General features: G+C 75.1%; 13 protein-coding genes. 9 read left to right on the forward strand and 4 right to left on the reverse strand.

Annotated features, from left to right (window positions below; all coding sequences use genetic code 11):
- Window positions 1-5: 5 nt before the first annotated feature.
- On the reverse strand, window positions 6-1112 hold the full coding sequence (locus tag Sdi02f_RS08725; RefSeq protein ID WP_438363740.1) for an SWIM zinc finger family protein: 1107 nt from the start codon (window positions 1110-1112) through the stop codon (window positions 6-8).
- A gap of 292 nt (window positions 1113-1404) precedes the next feature.
- Here Sdi02f_RS08725 and Sdi02f_RS08730 point away from each other — a divergent pair, with 292 nt between their 5' ends.
- From Sdi02f_RS08730 to sucD, 6 genes are all read left to right on the forward strand, one after another.
- Window positions 1405-2514 carry an ATP-binding protein gene (locus Sdi02f_RS08730; RefSeq protein ID WP_108933044.1) on the forward strand — a complete coding sequence of 370 codons (1110 nt, stop codon included), beginning with the start codon at window positions 1405-1407 and terminating at the stop codon, window positions 2512-2514.
- Between the two features lie 123 nt (window positions 2515-2637).
- Window positions 2638-5148 carry a DUF5682 family protein gene (locus tag Sdi02f_RS08735; RefSeq protein ID WP_108933045.1) on the forward strand — a complete coding sequence of 837 codons (2511 nt, stop codon included), beginning with the start codon at window positions 2638-2640 and terminating at the stop codon, window positions 5146-5148.
- Window positions 5149-5264: 116 nt separating this feature from the next.
- A complete protein-coding gene (locus Sdi02f_RS08740; protein ID WP_438363741.1) occupies window positions 5265-6464 on the forward strand; it encodes a vWA domain-containing protein in 1200 nt (399 codons plus the stop codon).
- Between the two features lie 176 nt (window positions 6465-6640).
- Complete coding sequence (locus Sdi02f_RS08745) at window positions 6641-7585, forward strand: hypothetical protein (protein WP_108933046.1); 945 nt, start codon at window positions 6641-6643, stop codon at window positions 7583-7585.
- Between the two features lie 846 nt (window positions 7586-8431).
- On the forward strand, window positions 8432-9616 hold the full coding sequence (gene sucC / locus Sdi02f_RS08755) for an ADP-forming succinate--CoA ligase subunit beta (protein ID WP_030400306.1): 1185 nt from the start codon (window positions 8432-8434) through the stop codon (window positions 9614-9616).
- A 28-nt stretch (window positions 9617-9644) separates the two neighbouring features.
- Complete coding sequence (gene sucD / locus Sdi02f_RS08760; RefSeq protein WP_030145560.1) at window positions 9645-10529, forward strand: succinate--CoA ligase subunit alpha; 885 nt, start codon at window positions 9645-9647, stop codon at window positions 10527-10529.
- Window positions 10530-10661: 132 nt separating this feature from the next.
- Here sucD and Sdi02f_RS08765 read toward each other — a convergent pair whose 3' ends face one another.
- Complete coding sequence (locus Sdi02f_RS08765) at window positions 10662-11921, reverse strand: helix-turn-helix domain-containing protein (protein WP_167458144.1); 1260 nt, start codon at window positions 11919-11921, stop codon at window positions 10662-10664.
- A 96-nt stretch (window positions 11922-12017) separates the two neighbouring features.
- On the opposite strand from Sdi02f_RS08765, the gene Sdi02f_RS08770 reads away from it, so the two are divergent.
- Entirely contained in the window at window positions 12018-13676 is a 1659-nt protein-coding gene (locus Sdi02f_RS08770) for a cell division protein PerM (protein WP_108933047.1), read from the forward strand.
- Between the two features lie 122 nt (window positions 13677-13798).
- On the opposite strand, the gene Sdi02f_RS08775 is transcribed toward Sdi02f_RS08770, so the two are convergent.
- Window positions 13799-14575: a hypothetical protein gene (locus tag Sdi02f_RS08775; protein ID WP_030400309.1), complete on the reverse strand. Its 777-nt coding sequence runs from the start codon at window positions 14573-14575 to the stop codon at window positions 13799-13801.
- A gap of 293 nt (window positions 14576-14868) precedes the next feature.
- Between Sdi02f_RS08775 and purN the strand changes: the two genes are divergently transcribed.
- Window positions 14869-15516, forward strand: coding sequence for a phosphoribosylglycinamide formyltransferase (gene purN, locus Sdi02f_RS08780; RefSeq protein ID WP_030400310.1), 648 nt, complete (start codon window positions 14869-14871; stop codon window positions 15514-15516).
- On the forward strand, window positions 15513-17090 hold the full coding sequence (gene purH, locus Sdi02f_RS08785; RefSeq protein WP_030400311.1) for a bifunctional phosphoribosylaminoimidazolecarboxamide formyltransferase/IMP cyclohydrolase: 1578 nt from the start codon (window positions 15513-15515) through the stop codon (window positions 17088-17090). The genes purN and purH overlap by 4 nt, the downstream gene beginning before the upstream one ends.
- A gap of 84 nt (window positions 17091-17174) precedes the next feature.
- Here purH and Sdi02f_RS08790 read toward each other — a convergent pair whose 3' ends face one another.
- Window positions 17175-17645 carry a hypothetical protein gene (locus Sdi02f_RS08790; RefSeq protein ID WP_030400312.1) on the reverse strand — a complete coding sequence of 157 codons (471 nt, stop codon included), beginning with the start codon at window positions 17643-17645 and terminating at the stop codon, window positions 17175-17177.
- Between the last annotated feature and the right edge of the window lie 101 nt (window positions 17646-17746).

Genomic DNA, 17746 nt, shown 5'->3' on the forward strand with positions numbered 1-17746 from the left:
GCGGGTCAGCACAGCGGCACCGCCGGTCCCGGTCCGGCCGGCCAGGCCGTCAGCGGTGTGAAGCCCCGGTGGCCGCACTCACCGAAGACCGTGACGGGCGCTCCGCCCGCCAGGGCGACCAGCCGCCACAGTCCCGACCCGCTTCCGGCGGTGCGGGTGAGCGGCAACGCCGTGTCCCCGTCGGCGTCCGCCAGTTGCCAGCCGTCGCCGTCCGGTACGGGGACCACCCGGTCCAGGGTCACCGGCACCGAGTCCAGCCACGGGTCGTCGCGGAGGGCGTCGCCGTAACGGGCGGCCGCCTGCGAGGTCGTGAGCCCTCCCGGGCGGGTCCGCGCGGGCCGGGGCGGCGCGAACCGCCGCCCCAGGGCCGCTCGCCGCCGTCCCGCGCCGCCCGGGTACGCCGAGACCTCCGCGTCCAGGGCCAGCCCCACCGGCAGCGTCAGCTCCGGTGCCCGTCCCGCGGCCCCGTAGGAGAGGAGCAGCACCGTGCGGTCCGACTCCGGGCCGTACAACCAGACGCGACGGGTCGTCAGCCGGGCGTCCGCGGTGTCGTACTGGGCGAGGACCAGCCAGTCGTCCCGCACCGGCGGGCCGTCCGCGGTGGCCTGCAGGCCCACGCGCGCACGGACCGTCGCCGCCAGGCCGTCCGGCAACTCCTCGCGGCGCAACCAGCCCTGGTCGAGCAGGTGGAGCAGCGCGCACTCCTCGAGCAGCCGCACCGGCCAGCCGGGGCCCGACGACGGTATGGACCCCAGCTCCCTTGCGCGCGCGGCCAGTCCGGGTGCCTGGGCGTCGACCATGCGGGCCGCCGTCTCCTCCCAGAGGGCGTCCCCCGCCTGTCCGGCACCGGCCAGGCCGCCGCGCAGGAGATCCACGAGGCGCTGCTCCAGCTCCGTCGCGCCCGCGGTGATGCGCTCGGCCCGCCGCTGTGCCCGGCGCCGCGCCGCCTCGGCGTCACCGGTCACGGCGGTGGCAGCGGAGGCGGACGGGACCGCCGTCCCCTCCTCCGCCCGCTCGTGCCGTCCGGCGATCCACCGCTTCCCCCGGACCGGCGCTTCCGCCTCCGGCGCCTCGGCCTCCGGCGTCGCACCCTCCCCGCTCGGTCCCTGCACGGCCCTCACACCTCCCCCTCGTCCTCGTCGCACTTCCCGCCCCGGGCCCGGCCCGGACCCGGCCCGCGACGGGACGCACCTGCCGCCGCTCTGCGTGACGTCGCGTCAGGAACTGGTCCCCGGCACCTGGTCCGTGGTCCGTGCACCTGCCGCCGAGCCATGCCATCGAAGGTAGATCCCGCCACTGACAATGGCCCCGCCGCGAGCGTTTGTGCAGGTCAGAGTGATTGTCAGTGGCGTGGTGCACCGTGGACGGCAGATCGAACCGGCCCAGCTGGAGGGGGACTCAGCCATGCCCGTATGCGTAGCGGAGACGTCCGGGACCGAGGTGTTGCGTCCGCACGCCGAGCACGCGTTCGCGGCCGAACTGGCCGCGCTCGCCGCGCAGGACGACCGTCCGCGTCCGGACCGCTGGAAGCTGTCGCCGTGGGCCGTCGCCACCTACCTGCTCGGCGGCACCCTGCCGGACGGCACGCTGGTCACCCCGAAGTACGTGGGCCCGCGCCGCATCGTCGAGGTCGCCGTCTCCACGCTCGCCACCGACCGGGCGCTGCTCCTGCTCGGGCTGCCCGGCACGGCGAAGACCTGGGTGTCCGAGCATCTCGCCGCGGCCGTCAGCGGCGACTCGACCCTGCTCGTGCAGGGGACGGCCGGCACCCCGGAGGAAGCGATCCGCTACGGCTGGAACTACGCACAGCTCCTCGCCCACGGCCCCGGCCGGGACGCCCTGGTGCCCAGCCCGGTCATGCGGGCCATGGCGGAGGGCATGACCGCACGGGTGGAGGAGCTGACCCGTATCCCGGCCGATGTCCAGGACACCCTGATCACCGTCCTGTCGGAGAAGACCCTGCCCATACCGGAACTGGGCCAGGAGGTGCAGGCGGTTCCCGGTTTCAACCTGATCGCCACCGCCAACGACCGCGACCGGGGGGTCAACGACCTGTCCAGCGCCCTGCGCCGCCGCTTCAACACCGTGGTGCTGCCGCTGCCGGAGAGCGCCGAGGCCGAGGTCGACATCGTCACGCGCCGCGTCGACCAGATCGGCCGTTCCCTCGACCTGCCGTCGCTGCCCGACGGCACCGAGGAGATCCGCCGTGTCGTCACCGTCTTCCGCGAGCTGCGCGACGGTCTGACGAGCGACGGCCGTACGAAGGTCAAGTCCCCCAGCGGCACGCTGTCCACGGCCGAGGCGATCTCCGTCGTCACCGGCGGGCTCGCGCTGTCGGCCCATTTCGGCGACGGGGTGCTGCGGCCCGGCGACGTCGCGGCGGGTGTCCTCGGCGCGGTCGTCCGCGATCCGGGGAACGACCGTGTCGTGTGGCAGGAGTACCTCGAGACGGTCGTGCGTGAGCGCGACGGCTGGGGGGACTTCTACCGGGCCTGCCGGGAGGTGTCGGCGTGAGGGGCGCAGGGCTGTGGACGCTGTGGACGCGACGCGGGACGGAGGCGGCGGTGGCCGGTACGACGGGGGAGGACGGGGACTCGACCTGGAGCCGACGGCGGCGGGCGCGGCGAGGAGGACGGCGTGCCGGGCGCTGACCGGGCGGGGGCGGGCCGCCCGGTCAGCGCGTCCGGTGGGGCAGCCGGTGCCGGTGCCGGTGTCCCGGGGGAAGGGCCGCTGCTGCTGGGCGTCCGTCACCACGGACCCGGATCGGCCCGGGCGGTACGGGCCGCGCTGGAGGCGGCCCGGCCGGGTGTCGTGCTGGTCGAGGGGCCGCCGGAGGCCGACGCGCTGATCCCGCTCGCCGCCCATGCCGACATGCGGCCGCCGGTCGCGCTCCTCGCCCATGCGGTGGACGAGCCCGGCCGCTCGGCGTTCTGGCCGCTGGCCGAGTTCTCCCCGGAGTGGGTGGCGGTCCGCTGGGCGCTGGAACACGACGTCCCGGCCCGCTTCATCGACCTTCCCGCCGCCCACACGCTGGCCTGGCGAGCAGCGGACGAGGACGAGGGCGAGAGCGCGCACGCGGACGTGGACGCGGACAGGGAGGGGCAGGCGGGCGGGCGGGGGAGAGGCGCCGGACGCGGCACGCCCCCTCCCGACGTCCGGGACGGACCCGGTACGGCCTTCCCCGACGTCCGGGGCGATCCGCTCGCCGTCCTCGCCGCGGCCGCGGGGCACGACGATCCCGAGCGCTGGTGGGAGGACGTGATCGAGCACCGGGGCGTGGCAGAGGGGGACGCGGTCGCTCCGTTCGCGGCGCTGGAGGAGGCCATGACGGCCCTGCGGGAGACCGGGGAGGACGGCGAGGGTGGTGACGAAGGGGGTGGTGCTCACGGACGGGACCTCGTGCGGGAAGCCTGGATGCGCCTTCGGATCCGGGCAGCGGGACGGGAGTTCGTGCAGGGAGTGGCGGTGGTCTGCGGCGCCTGGCACGTGCCCGCGCTGCGGCGCCGGGTCGCCGTCGCCGCCGACCGGGCCCTGGTGAAGGGGCTGCCCAGGACCAAGGTGGACATGACCTGGGTGCCCTGGACCCACCGCAGACTGTCGAGAGCCGGCGGGTACGGGGCGGGCATCGAGTCGCCGGGCTGGTACGGGCATCTGTTCGCCGCGGCCGACCGGCCCGTCGAGCGCTGGCTGGCCGGAGTGGCCCAACTGCTGCGGGAGGAGGACAGGGTCGTCTCCCCGGCCCACGTCATCGAGGCGGTCCGGCTGGCCGAGGCGCTCGCGGCGGTCCGTGGACGGCCGCTGCCCGGACTGACCGAGGTGACGGACGCCGCGCGGGCGGTGCTGTGCGACGGCTCGGACGTGCCGCTGGCGCTGGTCCACGACCGGCTCGTGGTGGGGGACGTGCTGGGCGAGGTCCCCGCGGGGGCGCCCGCGGTGCCGTTGCAGCGGGACCTCGCCCGGAGCCAGCGGCGGCTGCGGCTCAAGCCCGAGGCGCCGGAGCGCGAGCTGGAACTCGACCTGCGCAAGGAGACCGACGCCGGGCGCAGCAGACTCCTGCACCGGCTGCGGCTGCTCGGCATCGGCTGGGGGGCGCCGGCCGCCTCGCGCAGCACGGGCACGTTCCGGGAGACGTGGCGACTGCGCTGGGAGCCGGAGCTGTCGGTGCGGGTCGCCGAGGCCGGGGTGTGGGGCACCACCGTGCTCTCCGCCGCCACCGCCAGGGCCGAGGCGGACGCCGTCGCCGCGCGGGACCTCGCCGAGGTCACCGCGCTCGCCGAACGCTGCCTGCTGGCCGGCCTTCCGGACGCGCTCTCCCCGGTGATGCGGATACTCGCCGACCGGGCCGCGCTCGACACGGACGTCGGTCACCTCGCCGAGGCCCTGCCCGCCCTCGTGCGTGCGCTGCGGTACGGAGACGTGCGCGGCACGGACACCGCGGCGTTGTCCGAGGTCGCCGCGGGTCTCGCCGAGCGCGTCTTCGTCGGACTGCCCGCGGCCTGCGCCGCCCTGGACGCGGACGCGGCCGAGGAGATGCGCCGCCACGTGGACGCCGTGCACATCGCCGTGGGCCTGCTCGGCGGCACGCCCGCGCCGGGCCACGGCGACCCGCGGCCCCGCTGGCGGGCCGTACTGCGGACCCTCTCCGCACGGGACACCGTGCCCGGCGTGGTGCGCGGGCGCGCCGTACGGCTCCTGCTGGACGACGGCGAGCTTGCACCGGACGAGGCGGCGCGGCTCATGGGCCTGGCGCTGTCCCCGGGGACAGCGCCGGCGGACGCGGCGGCCTGGGTCGAGGGCTTCGTCGGCGGCGGCTCGGGCGGCGGCATGCTCCTCCTGCACGACGAGCGGCTGCTCGCCCTGATCGACACCTGGCTGACCGGCGTGCCGGCGGAGGCGTTCACGGACGTCCTGCCGCTGCTGCGCCGCACCTTCTCCGCGCACGAGCCGGGCGTGCGCCGCGGCGTCGGCGAGCTGGTCAGGCGCGGACCGGGGGCGCGGGGGAGCGTGACGGGGGCCGGTTCCGGCATACCGGGCTTCGCGGCCGGCCTCGACACCGCGCGGGCCGACGCGGTGCTGCCGGTGGTCCGGCTGATCCTGGGCCGGGACCGGGCGGGGGACGACGACCTGACGGGGGTGGACACGGCATGACCGGACACGTGATCCGGCAGACGCACGGACACATGAGTGGGCACGCGACCGAGCACACGACCGGACCTGCGCCCGGACCTGTGACCGGACCCGCGCCCGGGCAGGTGGCCGGGTCCGTGGGCGCGCGCACGACCGGAGGCGTGTCGTCGGCCGGTTTGGAGGACGACGGGGCGGCACAGGAACGGCTGCGGCGGTGGCGTCTCGTCCTCGGTGGTGATCCGGCCGACGGCACCGGCCACGTGCTCTCCGGACGGGACGCCGGGATGGACGGCGCGCTCAACGCCCTCTACGGGAGGGGAGACACGCCCACCCGGCCCGGGAAGGACCGTGCGGCCGGGCTCGGGGCCTCCGCACCCGCCGTGGCGCGCTGGCTGGGGGACATCCGGACCTACTTCCCCTCCTCCGTCGTCCAGGTCATGCAGCGGGACGCGATCGACCGGCTCGGCCTCGCCACCCTTCTGCTGGAGCCGGAGATGCTCGAGGCCGTCGAGGCCGACGTGCACCTGGTCGGCACCCTGCTCTCCCTGCACCAGGCGATGCCGGACACGACGAGGGAGACGGCCCGGTCCGTCGTGCGCAAGGTCGTCGAGGATCTGGAGAAGCGGCTCGCCGCCCGCACCCGTGCCACGCTGACCGGAGCACTGGACCGCAGCGCCCGTACCGGCCGGCCCCGTCACCACGACATCGACTGGAACCGCACGATCGCCGCCAACCTCAAGCATTACCTGCCGGAGCACCGCACGGTCGTGCCCGAGCGGCTCGTCGGCCACGGCCGGTCGGCCCGCGCGGTGAAGAAGGAGGTCGTCCTCTGCGTCGACCAGTCCGGGTCGATGGCGGCGTCGGTGGTCTACGCGTCGGTGTTCGGCGCGGTGCTGGCGTCCATGCGCTCGCTCGACACCCGGCTCGTCGTCTTCGACACGGCGGTCGCCGACCTCACCGACCAGCTCGACGACCCGGTCGACGTGCTCTTCGGCACCCGACTGGGCGGCGGTACGGACATCAACCGCGCCCTGGCGTACTGCCAGTCGAGGATCACGAGACCCGCTCGGACGGTGGTCGTGCTGATCAGCGACCTGTACGAGGGAGGCATACGCGACGAGATGCTCAAGCGGGTCGCGGCGATGAGGTCGGCGGGCGTGGAATTCGTGGCGCTGCTGGCCCTGTCGGACGAGGGGACGCCCGCGTACGACCGTGAACACGCGGCGGCGCTCGCCGCGCTCGGCGTACCGGCGTTCGCGTGCACGCCCGGTCACTTCCCGGAGGTGATGGCGGCGGCGATCGAGAGGAGGCCCCTGCCGATACCGGACGCCGGCTGACGACGCGTTGCTCCCGGTGCCCCGGTTCCCCTGGGCGAATCGGATAGGACGGCCCATCGGCGGGAGGGGGCTTGCGCAACCCGAGGATCCCCGTGCGAGTATCGCGCGGCGCGTCGATGCGTTGCCCGACGTTCGACGCGCGGTCCGTTCCGTCGCACGGGAGGTACCTCCCCCTCTTGGTCTCGTCAGCAGTCCTGCCCGGTGCCGCTCTGCGCGTCCTGCGCACGGCGGCCGGGCGGCGTGCGCTGTACGGGGCGCTGCTGCTGGGCGGGTTGTGCGTGCTGGGCCTGCTCTGCGGAGGGCGGGCGCAGGCGGCCGACGGAGCGCCGGGCCCCTCGACGGACACGGTCGGCCGCGTCCTCGACGCCCCCTCGCGGCTGCAGGGCCCGCAGGACACCCGATCCGTGCAGGCGGCCGGAACCGGTCCGGGAGCGGATTCCGGCACGGTGCCCGTGGACCTCCGTCCCGTCTCGGGGGACGCCGTCCGGACCGTGGCCGACCGGGTCGTACGGCCGGTCGGTGACGTGGTCGAGACGGTGACCGAGGGGCTGGAGGCGGTCGCGGGGACCGTCGGTCCGGCCGAGGTGCCGCCCCTGCGGGTGCTTCCCGGCCCGTCGGGGATCGACGTCGGCGACACGTCCGGTCGTTCAGGCCCGGCCGCTCCCGGGCCCCGGCCCGCGGCCGAGCCCGCATCCCCGCCGGCGGCACCGGACGTCTCCGGCACCGCCGCCCCGCCGCGTACCGCCGACGCCCGAGTCGTCGAGGGAGCAGGAACCCCGGCACTCACCGTCACGTACGGTCCGGAGCCCGCTCCCGGCCAGGCACTCACCGCACCCACCGCACCGGCCGCGACCGCCGACGAGCACCGAGCCGCGCCCGGGCACACCGCGCCCACCGCACACGCCCCCGCCGGTTCCGCCCGCCCCGCGCCCACCGGCGACCCCGACGGCGCCCTCGGCACCGCGTCCGGCGCCGACCAGGCGACGCCGCGCCACGGGGACGCACGCGCGGTCGGCCCGCCGTTCGGGATCACGTTCCGCCTCGTGCCCGGCGCTCCGGAGCGGACCGAGGCGGCCGGGGTCAGGGAGCCGTACCGGGACATCCCCGTCTCCCCCGCCTAGAACGCCCGCCCCTCCGCCACGCCCGCGCCAGGCACCCCACTCGCCGCGAGCCCCACGCCCACGTGCCACGCCCACGTGCCACGCGCCGCGCGCCGCGCGCCGCACCAGCGTGCACCCCGCCCACCGGACGCCCTCACGGGGACCCCGCGCCCGGCATCCGGCCCTGGCACTCGCACTGACGTCGGCACCGGCACCGGCACCCACAAGCCCGGCGTACAGCCCGGCCGCACCCGCACCGCACCGCGGCGCACGCACCCGCACCGCACCGCACCGCGGCGCACACGGCGCGGCGCACCCGGCGCGGCGCACCCGGCACAGCGCACCCGGCGCGGCGCACGCCCCCGTCACCTCGTGGCCCGGGTCCGCCGGGCACGTACCGACACCGCCAGACTCCGCGGGGCGGCAGGCCCCGGACGGCCGAAAGCCGTCGGCCTCCGTCCGGCCGTACCCCCGCGGTCCGGGCCGGGCGGTCCCCATTGGGGTGGGGACCGCCCGGCCCGCACCCCGGCGGCCCGCACGCACGCGGCCCGCCGGGGGAGCCACGGGCCTCACCGGGCCAACCCCAGCCCGGTGAGGCCCCCCACCTGGAGCGAAGCGGCCGCTTGCCCGCTCACGCCCGGCACCGCGTGCCAGTGAGCGCGGCATCATGTGACAGGCATCACCGCTCAGGTGTGACCCACGATTTAGAGACCCCCCGCAAGCGGCGATAACCTGCGAGACGGACATGCCGCGCGCTCGGACACCGTGTGCGCCCCCCTTGTGACCTCACGGCGGACGTCACGTTGCCCTTCGCGGCACGCCCACGCATCCAACGAACCGCGAGATCACTGATAGGGACGGAAGCGCGTGGACCTGTTCGAGTACCAGGCGAGGGACCTCTTCGCCAAGCACGATGTACCGGTGCTGGCCGGTGAAGTCATCGACACGCCTGAGGCGGCGCGCGAGATCACCGAGCGTCTGGGCGGCAAGTCCGTCGTCAAGGCCCAGGTGAAGGTCGGTGGCCGCGGCAAGGCCGGTGGCGTGAAGCTGGCCGCCTCGGCGGACGAGGCCGTCGCCCGCGCGACGGACATCCTCGGCATGGACATCAAGGGCCACACGGTCCACAAGGTGATGATCGCCGAGACCGCCCCCGAGATCGTCGAGGAGTACTACGTCTCCTTCCTCCTCGACCGTGCCAACCGCACCTTCCTCTCCATCGCCTCCGTCGAGGGCGGCATGGAGATCGAGGAGGTGGCGGCCACCCGCCCGGAGGCCGTCGCCAAGACCCCGATCGACGCGATCGACGGTGTGACGCCGGAGAAGGCGCGCGAGATCGTCGAGGCCGCGAAGTTCCCGGCCGAGGTCGCCGACAAGGTCGCCGACATCCTGGTCAAGCTGTGGGACACCTTCATCAAGGAGGACGCCCTCCTGGTCGAGGTCAACCCGCTGGCCAAGGTCGCCTCCGGCGACGTCCTCGCCCTCGACGGCAAGGTGTCGCTGGACGACAACGCCGAGTTCCGTCACCCCGACTTCGAGGCCCTCCACGACAAGGCCGCGGCCAACCCGCTCGAGGCCGCCGCCAAGGAGAAGAACCTCAACTACGTCAAGCTCGACGGCGAGGTCGGCATCATCGGCAACGGCGCGGGTCTCGTCATGAGCACCCTGGACGTCGTCGCGTACGCCGGTGAGAAGCACGGCAACGTCAAGCCCGCCAACTTCCTGGACATCGGCGGCGGCGCCTCCGCCCAGGTCATGGCGAACGGCCTGGAGATCATCCTCGGCGACCCGGACGTCCGCTCCGTGTTCGTCAACGTCTTCGGCGGCATCACCGCCTGCGACGAGGTCGCCAACGGCATCGTCCAGGCGCTGAAGCTCCTGGAGGACCGCGGCGAGAAGGTCGAGAAGCCGCTCGTCGTCCGTCTCGACGGCAACAACGCCGAGCTGGGCCGCAAGATCCTCACCGACGCCAACCACCCGCTGGTCCAGCGCGTCGACACCATGGACGGCGCGGCCGACAAGGCCGCCGAGCTGGCTCACGCCGCCGCCAAGTAAGCACTCAGGACGAGGACACCAACACACCATGGCTATCTGGCTCAACAAGGACAGCAAGGTCATCGTCCAGGGCATGACCGGCGCCACCGGCATGAAGCACACCAAGCTCATGCTCGGTGACGGCACCGAGGTCGTGGGCGGCGTGAACCCGCGCAAGGCGGGCACCACCGTGGACTTCGACGGCACCGAGGTACCGGTCTTCGGCACCGTCAAGGAGGCCATCGAGAAGACCGGCGCCAACGTCTCCGTCATCTTCGTGCCGGAGAAGTTCACCAAGGACGCCGTCGTCGAGGCCATCGACGCCGAGATCCCGCTGGCCGTCGTCATCACCGAGGGCATCGCCGTGCACGACTCGGCCGCCTTCTGGTCCTACGCCGGCAAGAAGGGCAACAAGACCCGGATCATCGGCCCGAACTGCCCCGGCATCATCACCCCGGGCCAGTCCAACGTCGGCATCATCCCGGGCGACATCACCAAGCCGGGCCGCATCGGCCTGGTCTCGAAGTCCGGCACGCTGACGTACCAGATGATGTACGAGCTGCGTGACATCGGCTTCTCGACCGCCGTCGGCATCGGTGGCGACCCGATCATCGGCACCACGCACATCGACGCGCTCGCCGCGTTCGAGGCCGACCCCGAGACCGACCTGATCGTCATGATCGGCGAGATCGGCGGCGACGCCGAGGAGCGTGCGGCCGAGTACATCTCGAAGAACGTGACCAAGCCGGTCGTCGGCTACGTCGCGGGCTTCACCGCGCCCGAGGGCAAGACCATGGGCCACGCCGGCGCCATCGTCTCCGGTTCGTCCGGCACCGCCCAGGCGAAGAAGGAGGCCCTGGAGGCCGCCGGTGTCAAGGTCGGCAAGACGCCGACCGAGACGGCGAAGCTCGCCCGCGCCATCCTGGCCGGCTGACACAGCCGTCCCACCGGCCCGTTCCGCACCGAGTGGCCCGCCCTCCGTTCACAGGGGGCGGGCCGCTCGGCGTTCCGGGCTTCGGTGTTCCGGGCGCCGGGCGCCGGGCGCCGGGCCGCGGGGCGGGCCGCCTCATTCAAGCCCCGGGCGCAGCCGTTCCGGCCCGCCCTGCCACTGGTCCCGCAGCTTCCGCCGCAGCTCCTGCTCCTCGTCCGACAGGGAGCCCTGGGCCACCCTGGGCGGCACCCCCCGCACCGCCTGCCCGGGGGACACGGGCGGTTCGTAGTGCGTGGGCGCGGTGCGCAGGGTCAGGGCCGTGGTCCCGATGAGGGCGACCGTGAAGGCGATCGCGGCCCGGGTGCGGAACCTGGCCCGGCGTTCGCCGCCCCTGCGCACCGACGGCGGCCGTGCCGCGCCCAGCCGTTCGTTCGACGCCAGTTCGGCCAGCCGCCGGTGCAGCACCTGCGGGTCGGCCAGCGCGGGCAGCCGGTCGGCGACGGCCTCGCGGGCGTGCAGCAGCCGGTGCGCCGCCGCCGGGGTGCTCGCCTCCGTCTCCGCCGCCGTCTCCGGCAGGTCCAGGCCCACACCGTCGTACAGCACGAGGGTGCGGCGGTGCCTGGGCGGGAGCCTGAGCAGGGCGTTCAGCAGGGTGCGGTCGCCGGGGTCGGCGGGGGGCGGCTCCGGGCGGCGGTGGCGCGGGCGCAGCCGTTGCCAGGGAGAGAGCGCGTACTCGTACGCCGCCGCCCGCACCCAGCCCACCGGGTCCCGGTCGCGCGCCACCTCCGGCCAGTGTTCCCAGGCCGTCTGGAAGGCCCGTTCCACCGACTCGCGCGCCTGCTCGCGACGGCCGGTCAGCAGGTAGGTCTGCCGGACGAGGGCGGGGGCGCCGAACTCGTACAACGCGTCGAAGGCCTGAGCGGGCGTCAGCGCGACGGGGGCGGGGCGCGGCTCGGGAAGCGGCTCGGACGCGGGCTCGGGGAGGGGCTGCGGGTGCCCCTCGGGTTCCGGGTGCCCCTCGGGTTCCGGGCGCGGATCGGGCTCCGGGTGTGGCGCGGGCTGGGGGTGTGGCGCGGGCTGCGGGTGCGCCTCCGGCTCCGGGTGGGCCTCCGGCTCCGGCCCCGTCCTGTTCGCCCCTGCGGCGTTCCGCGGTTCTGACGCCGGGTCACGCGCTGCCCGCCCGGCTGCCGCTTCCTCGGCCAGCGTCTTCAGCAGCTTCGCGTACGCCTCCCGTTTCCGCCCCCGCGGAGTCGTGCGGCCGCTCTCCCACGCGCGGACCGTCCCGGGGGCGACGCCCACCCGTTCCGCGAGCTGAGCCTGCGTCAACGCGGCGCTCTCCCGCAGGTGTCGGCGTTCCTTGGGAGGGGGGAGCGGGGTCGCGGGGCGGCGGGTCACTGGGCACCCCTTCGTACGAAAAAGTACATAAACATATATTGAGCGACACAACGGGGCTTCGCTCGTTACGCCGGGAAAGCGCGTGTCGTTGGGAGCATGGCGGGCGTGATCCAGACGACCGCCCGTCCAGCCCCGCTCTCCCGACTGCGCACCCGGTGGCGCGACCGGTCGCCCGGGCTGGCCGCCGGTCTCCTGGGGGGCGTGTTCGCGGCGCTGTTGGGACTGGCGGCGTGCGCCGCGCTCGTGACGCTGCTGTGGATCAGCTCGCCGTACCCCGACAGCGGGCCCGGCGGCGCCCTCCGCGTCGCCGCGGCCCTGTGGACGCTGGCGCACGGGGCGGAACTGGTGCGGGCCGACACGCTCTCCGGCACCCCCGCGCCCGTCGGCGTCACCCCGCTGCTGTTCCTCCTCCTGCCGGTGTGGCTGCTGCACCGCGCCGCCCGGGACGCCACGGACCCCGGGGACGGCGTGGGCGTGGCCGTCGGCGCGGCCCCGAGGGCGGGAGCCGGCGTACGCCCGGCGTGGCTGGCGGGCGCGCCGGACTCCGGGCCGCCGCCCGTCTCCGCGCGCGTGGCCTGGAGCGGGGTCGTCCTCGGCTACCTCGGCGTCGCCGCGCCCGTCGTCCTGTACGCCCAGGGCGGCGCGCTGCGGCCCTCGCCGTGGTGGGCGGCGGTGTGTCTGCCGCTGGTCGCCATGGGCGCGGCGGGCGCCGGCGTGTGGACGGCGTTCGGCCGCCCGGGCGGGCCGGTGGGGCGGGCGCTGCGCGTCCTGCCCCGGACACTGCGCGAACTGGTGGTGGAGCCGGACGCGCGCCTGGGCGCCGCGACGCGCGCCGCGGGCGCCGGTGCGGCGGTGCTCGTCGGCGGCGGTGCGCTGCTGCTCGCGGTGTCGCTCCTGTGGCACGGGGCCGCCGCGGCCGAGTCGTTCCTGCGGCTGACCGACGGGTGGTCGGGGCGGTTCGCCGTGCTGCTGCTCTGTCTGGCGCTGGTGCCGAACGCGGCGGTGTGGGCGGCGGTCTACGCCCTCGGCCCCGGCTTCGTGCTCGGCGCCGGGCACGTCGTGGCCCCCGCCTCCTCCGCTCCGGCACCGCTGCTGCCGCCGTTCCCGCTGCTGGCGGCGGTGCCGGACGCGGGACCCGGTACGCCGCTGCACTGGGCGGCCGGGGCGGTGCCGCTGGCCGCCGGGGCGGCGGTGGGGTGGTTCACGGCGCGGGCGGCGACGGGGGGCGCGGCCGGTGTGCGGGGCGTCGCGCCGGGGGCCGTGGGTGCGCCGGGCGCGCGGGGACCGGCCGGCGCCCTGTGGTCGTGGCGGCGGACGGCCGGTGCCGCCGCGGTGGCCGCCGTGCTGTGCGCGGCCTTCGTCGCGCTGCTGGCCGCCTTCGCCGGCGGGCCGCTCGGGAGCGCCGCGCTGGCCCGGTTCGGGCCGGTGTGGTGGCAGGCCGGTGGCGCGACGCTGGCGTGGGCCGGGGCGGTGGCGGTGCCGGTGGCGGTCGTGGGGCGGGCGTGGCGGGGGCGGGGAACTGCCGCCCGGGCGGCCGACGGCGGTGGGGGAGGGCGGCCGTGGGCGCGGGTGCCGGTGCCCTCCGCGGGGCGGTGGTGGAGGCGGGGCGAGGCGGAGCCGGGGCAGCGGAAGAGCGACGGGGGTGCGGTGCCGGCCGGGTTGTTCGACGCGGGCGACGCCGTCGGGGGAAGCGACGCCTACGACCTTCTGCCGGCCGACGGTTTTCCCGGGGAGAAGGCCCGGGGCGGGGAGTGACGGGCGGGGTGTGGAGGAGGGGCGTCGCCCCCGCCACCCCTCCCCTTTCCCGTCCCCGGGGCTGCCGCCCCCGGCCCCCGCTTCCGGCCCTGCACGCGCCTCGTCCTCACCCGCCGGACGGGCTAGTTGGAGCCGAGCAGGTCCCGGAGTTGTTCCGGCAGGTGGCGCTCGCAGGACTTGTCCGCCGCGTGGGTCAGGGCGTCCTCGCGGCAGGTGTAGTAGTCGCTGTAGACCAGCTGGGCGCCGAACGACGCGGCGACCAGGAGGATGGCCAGGGACGCGGTGACCAGGCCGCTGATCGCGGCGGTGCGCTGCGGGCGGGCGGTCTGCTCGGGGGGCGGGGCCGGGGTGTCCGGGTCGGAGGACGTGCGGGGCTTGGCCCGCAGCGCGCTGATGCCCCAGTACAGGGCCAGGGCGCCGAGCAGCAGGGCCACGTACGGCCAGGTGAAGAGGGCGAAGAAGAGGGCCCACATACCGCTCAGCAGGGCGTAGCGGGCACGCCGCTGGGCGGGGTCCGTCGGGTCCCAGCGCGGGCCGGGGCCGCCGCCCGGTCCCTCGGGGCCGCCCGAACCGCCGGGCCGCTCGCCGAAGCCGCCGGAGGACCGGCCGGGCTGCCGGTCGCTCCACCGCCCGCCCCAGGGGGAGCGCTCGCCGTCGCCCCGGGAGTCGTCGTCGCCCGACGGGTGCCGCGGCTGCCAGGGGCGGTCCGGGGTGCCCTCCGGGGGCGGGGCGAAGGGGTTGTCCTGGTCGGTGGCGCCGTCCCGCCCGCCGCCGCTGCCCCGGTCCGGGGAGGAGTCGGGCGGTGACGAGGGGCGCTCCCGCAGCAACACGGTGCTGCGCTCCCCTGGCTGCGCCGACTGCTGGGGGAGGGTGAGCAGTCGCAGGCTGCGGTCCGGCATCAAGTGAGCGTCTTCCCCTTGGCGACGATGGACGGGCGGCTGGTGGAACGGGCGGACTCGTGGAGTACGCGAACCGGTCGGTACGTCTGGTGAACGTGTGACGCGCGGGCGGCGTTCCCGCTCCGGCTCCACGCAGACGCTACCTCCCGGTCACGCCCCCGTCCCGAGGGGGCCGTCCGGTGTGCCGGTATCGTTGCTGACGGTCGGCCGCTTCGTAGACTTCCCCGTATCCAGGGACGCGAAGCATTCGTACGACCGTACAAAGAGATCGCTTCCCGAGAAAGGCCCCCACCGTGGCCGCCAAGCCCGTGGACCGGCGAGCCAAGCGCCTCGTCGTGCTGGTCTCCGGATCCGGCACCAACCTCCAGGCGCTCCTCGACGAGATCGCCGCCGCCGGCGCCGAGGCCTACGGGGCCGAGATCGTGGCCGTCGGCGCCGACCGCGACGGCATCGAGGGGCTCGCCCGCGCCGAGCGTGCCGGGGTGCCGACCTTCGTCCGCAAGGTCAAGGAGTACGGGACCCGCGAGGAGTGGGACGCGGCGCTCACCGAGGCCGTCGCCGCCCACGAACCGGACCTCGTCGTCTCGGCCGGGTTCATGAAGATCGTGGGGAAGGAGTTCCTCGCGCGGTTCGGCGGGCGGTTCGTCAACACCCACCCCGCGCTGCTCCCCAGTTTCCCGGGGGCCCACGGCGTGCGGGACGCGCTCGCCTACGGCGCCAGGGTCACCGGCTGCACCGTCCACTTCGTCGACGACGGCGTCGACACCGGGCCGATCATCGCGCAGGGCGTGGTGGAGGTCCGGGACGAGGACTACGAAGACGAAGGTGCCGCTCTGCACGAGCGCATCAAGGAAGTCGAGCGAAGGCTGCTCGTCGATGTCGTGGGGCGGCTCGCCCGCAACGGCTATCGCATTGAGGGACGAAAGGTAGTTATCCAGTGACCGCCACCGCCACCGCCGGGAGCACCAAGCGGGCCATCCGCCGCGCGCTCGTCAGCGTCTACGACAAGACCGGGCTCGAGGACCTCGCCCGCGGGCTGCACGAGGCGGGCGTCGAACTCGTCTCCACCGGATCCACCGCCGGGCGCATCGCCGCCGCCGGCGTCCCCGTCACCAAGGTCGAGGAGCTGACCGGCTTCCCCGAGTGCCTGGACGGCCGGGTCAAGACGCTGCACCCCAAGGTGCACGCCGGCATCCTCGCCGACCTGCGCCTGGACAGTCACCGGCAGCAGCTCGACGAGCTGGGCGTGGCCCCGTTCGACCTGGTCGTGGTCAACCTCTACCCGTTCCGCGAGACCGTCGCCTCGGGCGCCACCGCCGACGAGTGCGTCGAGCAGATCGACATCGGCGGCCCCTCCATGGTGCGCGCCGCCGCCAAGAACCACCCCTCCGTCGCCGTCGTCACCAGCCCCGCCCGGTACGCCGACGTGCTCTCCGCGGTCAAGGACGGCGGCTTCGACCTCGCCGCCCGCAAGCGGCTGGCCGCCGAGGCCTTCCAGCACACCGCCGCCTACGACGTGGCCGTCGCCTCCTGGTTCGCCTCCGACTACGCCCCGGTCGACGAGTCGCGGTTCCCCGACTTCCTGGGAGCGACGTACGAGCGCGCCCACACCCTGCGCTACGGCGAGAACCCGCACCAGCCGGCCGCGCTCTACACCTCCCCCGACGGCGGCGGCCTCGCGCAGGCCGAGCAGTTGCACGGCAAGGAGATGTCGTACAACAACTACACGGACACGGACGCCGCCCGCCGTGCCGCGTACGACCACGCCGAGCCCTGCGTCGCGATCATCAAGCACGCCAACCCGTGCGGCATCGCGGTGGGCGCGGACGTCGCCGAGGCGCACCGCAAGGCGCACGCCTGCGACCCGCTCTCCGCGTTCGGCGGCGTCATCGCGGTCAACCGCCCGGTCTCCAAGGAGATGGCCGAGCAGGTCGCCGAGATCTTCACCGAGGTCGTCGTCGCGCCGGACTACGAGGACGGCGCCCTCGAAGCCCTCACCAAGAAGAAGAACATCCGCGTGCTGCGCGCCCCCGAGGCACCCGCCGCCCCGGTCGAGGTCAAGCCCATCGACGGCGGCGCCCTCCTCCAGGTCACCGACCGTCTCCAGGCCGACGGCGACGACCCCGCCACCTGGACCCTCGCCACCGGCGAGGCCCTGTCCGAGGCGGAGCTGGCCGAGCTGGCCTTCGCCTGGAAGGCGTGCCGGGCGGTCAAGTCCAACGCGATCCTGCTGGCCAAGGACGGCGCGTCCGTCGGCGTCGGCATGGGCCAGGTCAACCGGGTCGACTCCGCGAAGCTCGCGGTGGAGCGGGCCGGCGCCGAGCGCGCGCAGGGGGCGTACGCCGCCTCCGACGCCTTCTTCCCCTTCCCGGACGGCCTGGAGATCCTCACCGGCGCCGGCGTGAAGGCCGTGGTCCAGCCCGGCGGTTCGGTCCGCGACGAGCTGGTCGTCGAGGCCGCGCGCAAGGCCGGCGTCACCATGTACTTCACGGGGACGCGGCACTTCTTCCACTGACGGACGCGGCGGACGCCGGACGGCCCCGGTGCCCTCCGTGGCGGAGGGCACCGGGGCCGCCGTTTCGCCGGCTCGGTGGGCGGATCAGCAGGGGCGCAGCGACCAGATCGGGTCCCAGGACGCGGTGCCCGCCTCGTAGGCGGTCGACGTCCAGCGGACGCTGCCGTCCTTGTTGAAGAACTTGGCGACGGTGCCCGGCGTCTGGTTGTTGGTGAACGGGCCGTTGCCCGTCCAGTTGGTCAGGTTCCACGTCTGGCACTTGTAGAAGTCGAACTTCGTGCCGTTGACGAGCATGCAGAGGTGGCCGTAGCCGCAGGCCAGGTCCTGGGCGCCCTTGGTCACGGGCGCGTTCGTCACGGTCAGGCCCTCGTACTCGACCGCGTCGGCGGTCACGCGCAGGGGCTTCGGGGCGTCGGCCAGCACCTGGCCCGCCTTCTGCTGGAGGCTGGTGACGCGGGTGCCGTCCGGGCTGTCGGCCGCCGTGGCCGCGACCGTGGAGCCGGCGGCCAGCGCGGTGGCCGCGAGGAGGAGAGCTGCGGGCTTGACGAGGTTCATCGTGGTTCCCCCGTGATGGTCGGTGTCGTACCGGTCGCACCGCCGAGGCGGTGTGCTCACACCGTGCCCCCGGACGCCCGCCGCCCGGTACCTCGGAACTC

Origin of the sequence: Streptomyces ardesiacus (genome assembly GCF_003112575.1) — a bacterium.
GTDB classification, from domain to species: domain Bacteria; phylum Actinomycetota; class Actinomycetes; order Streptomycetales; family Streptomycetaceae; genus Streptomyces; species Streptomyces ardesiacus.

What these genes read in the sequence shown, in the direction of transcription:
- Sdi02f_RS08770 (WP_108933047.1), top strand. Translation starts at nt 12,018, where the DNA reads ATGGCGGGCGTGATCCAGACGACCGCCCGTCCAGCCCCGCTCTCCCGA.
- Sdi02f_RS08730 (WP_108933044.1), top strand. Translation starts at nt 1,405, where the DNA reads ATGCCCGTATGCGTAGCGGAGACGTCCGGGACCGAGGTGTTGCGTCCG.
- Sdi02f_RS08790 (WP_030400312.1), bottom strand. Translation starts at nt 17,645, where the DNA reads ATGAACCTCGTCAAGCCCGCAGCTCTCCTCCTCGCGGCCACCGCGCTG.
- sucD (WP_030145560.1), top strand. Translation starts at nt 9,645, where the DNA reads ATGGCTATCTGGCTCAACAAGGACAGCAAGGTCATCGTCCAGGGCATG.
- Sdi02f_RS08775 (WP_030400309.1), bottom strand. Translation starts at nt 14,575, where the DNA reads ATGCCGGACCGCAGCCTGCGACTGCTCACCCTCCCCCAGCAGTCGGCG.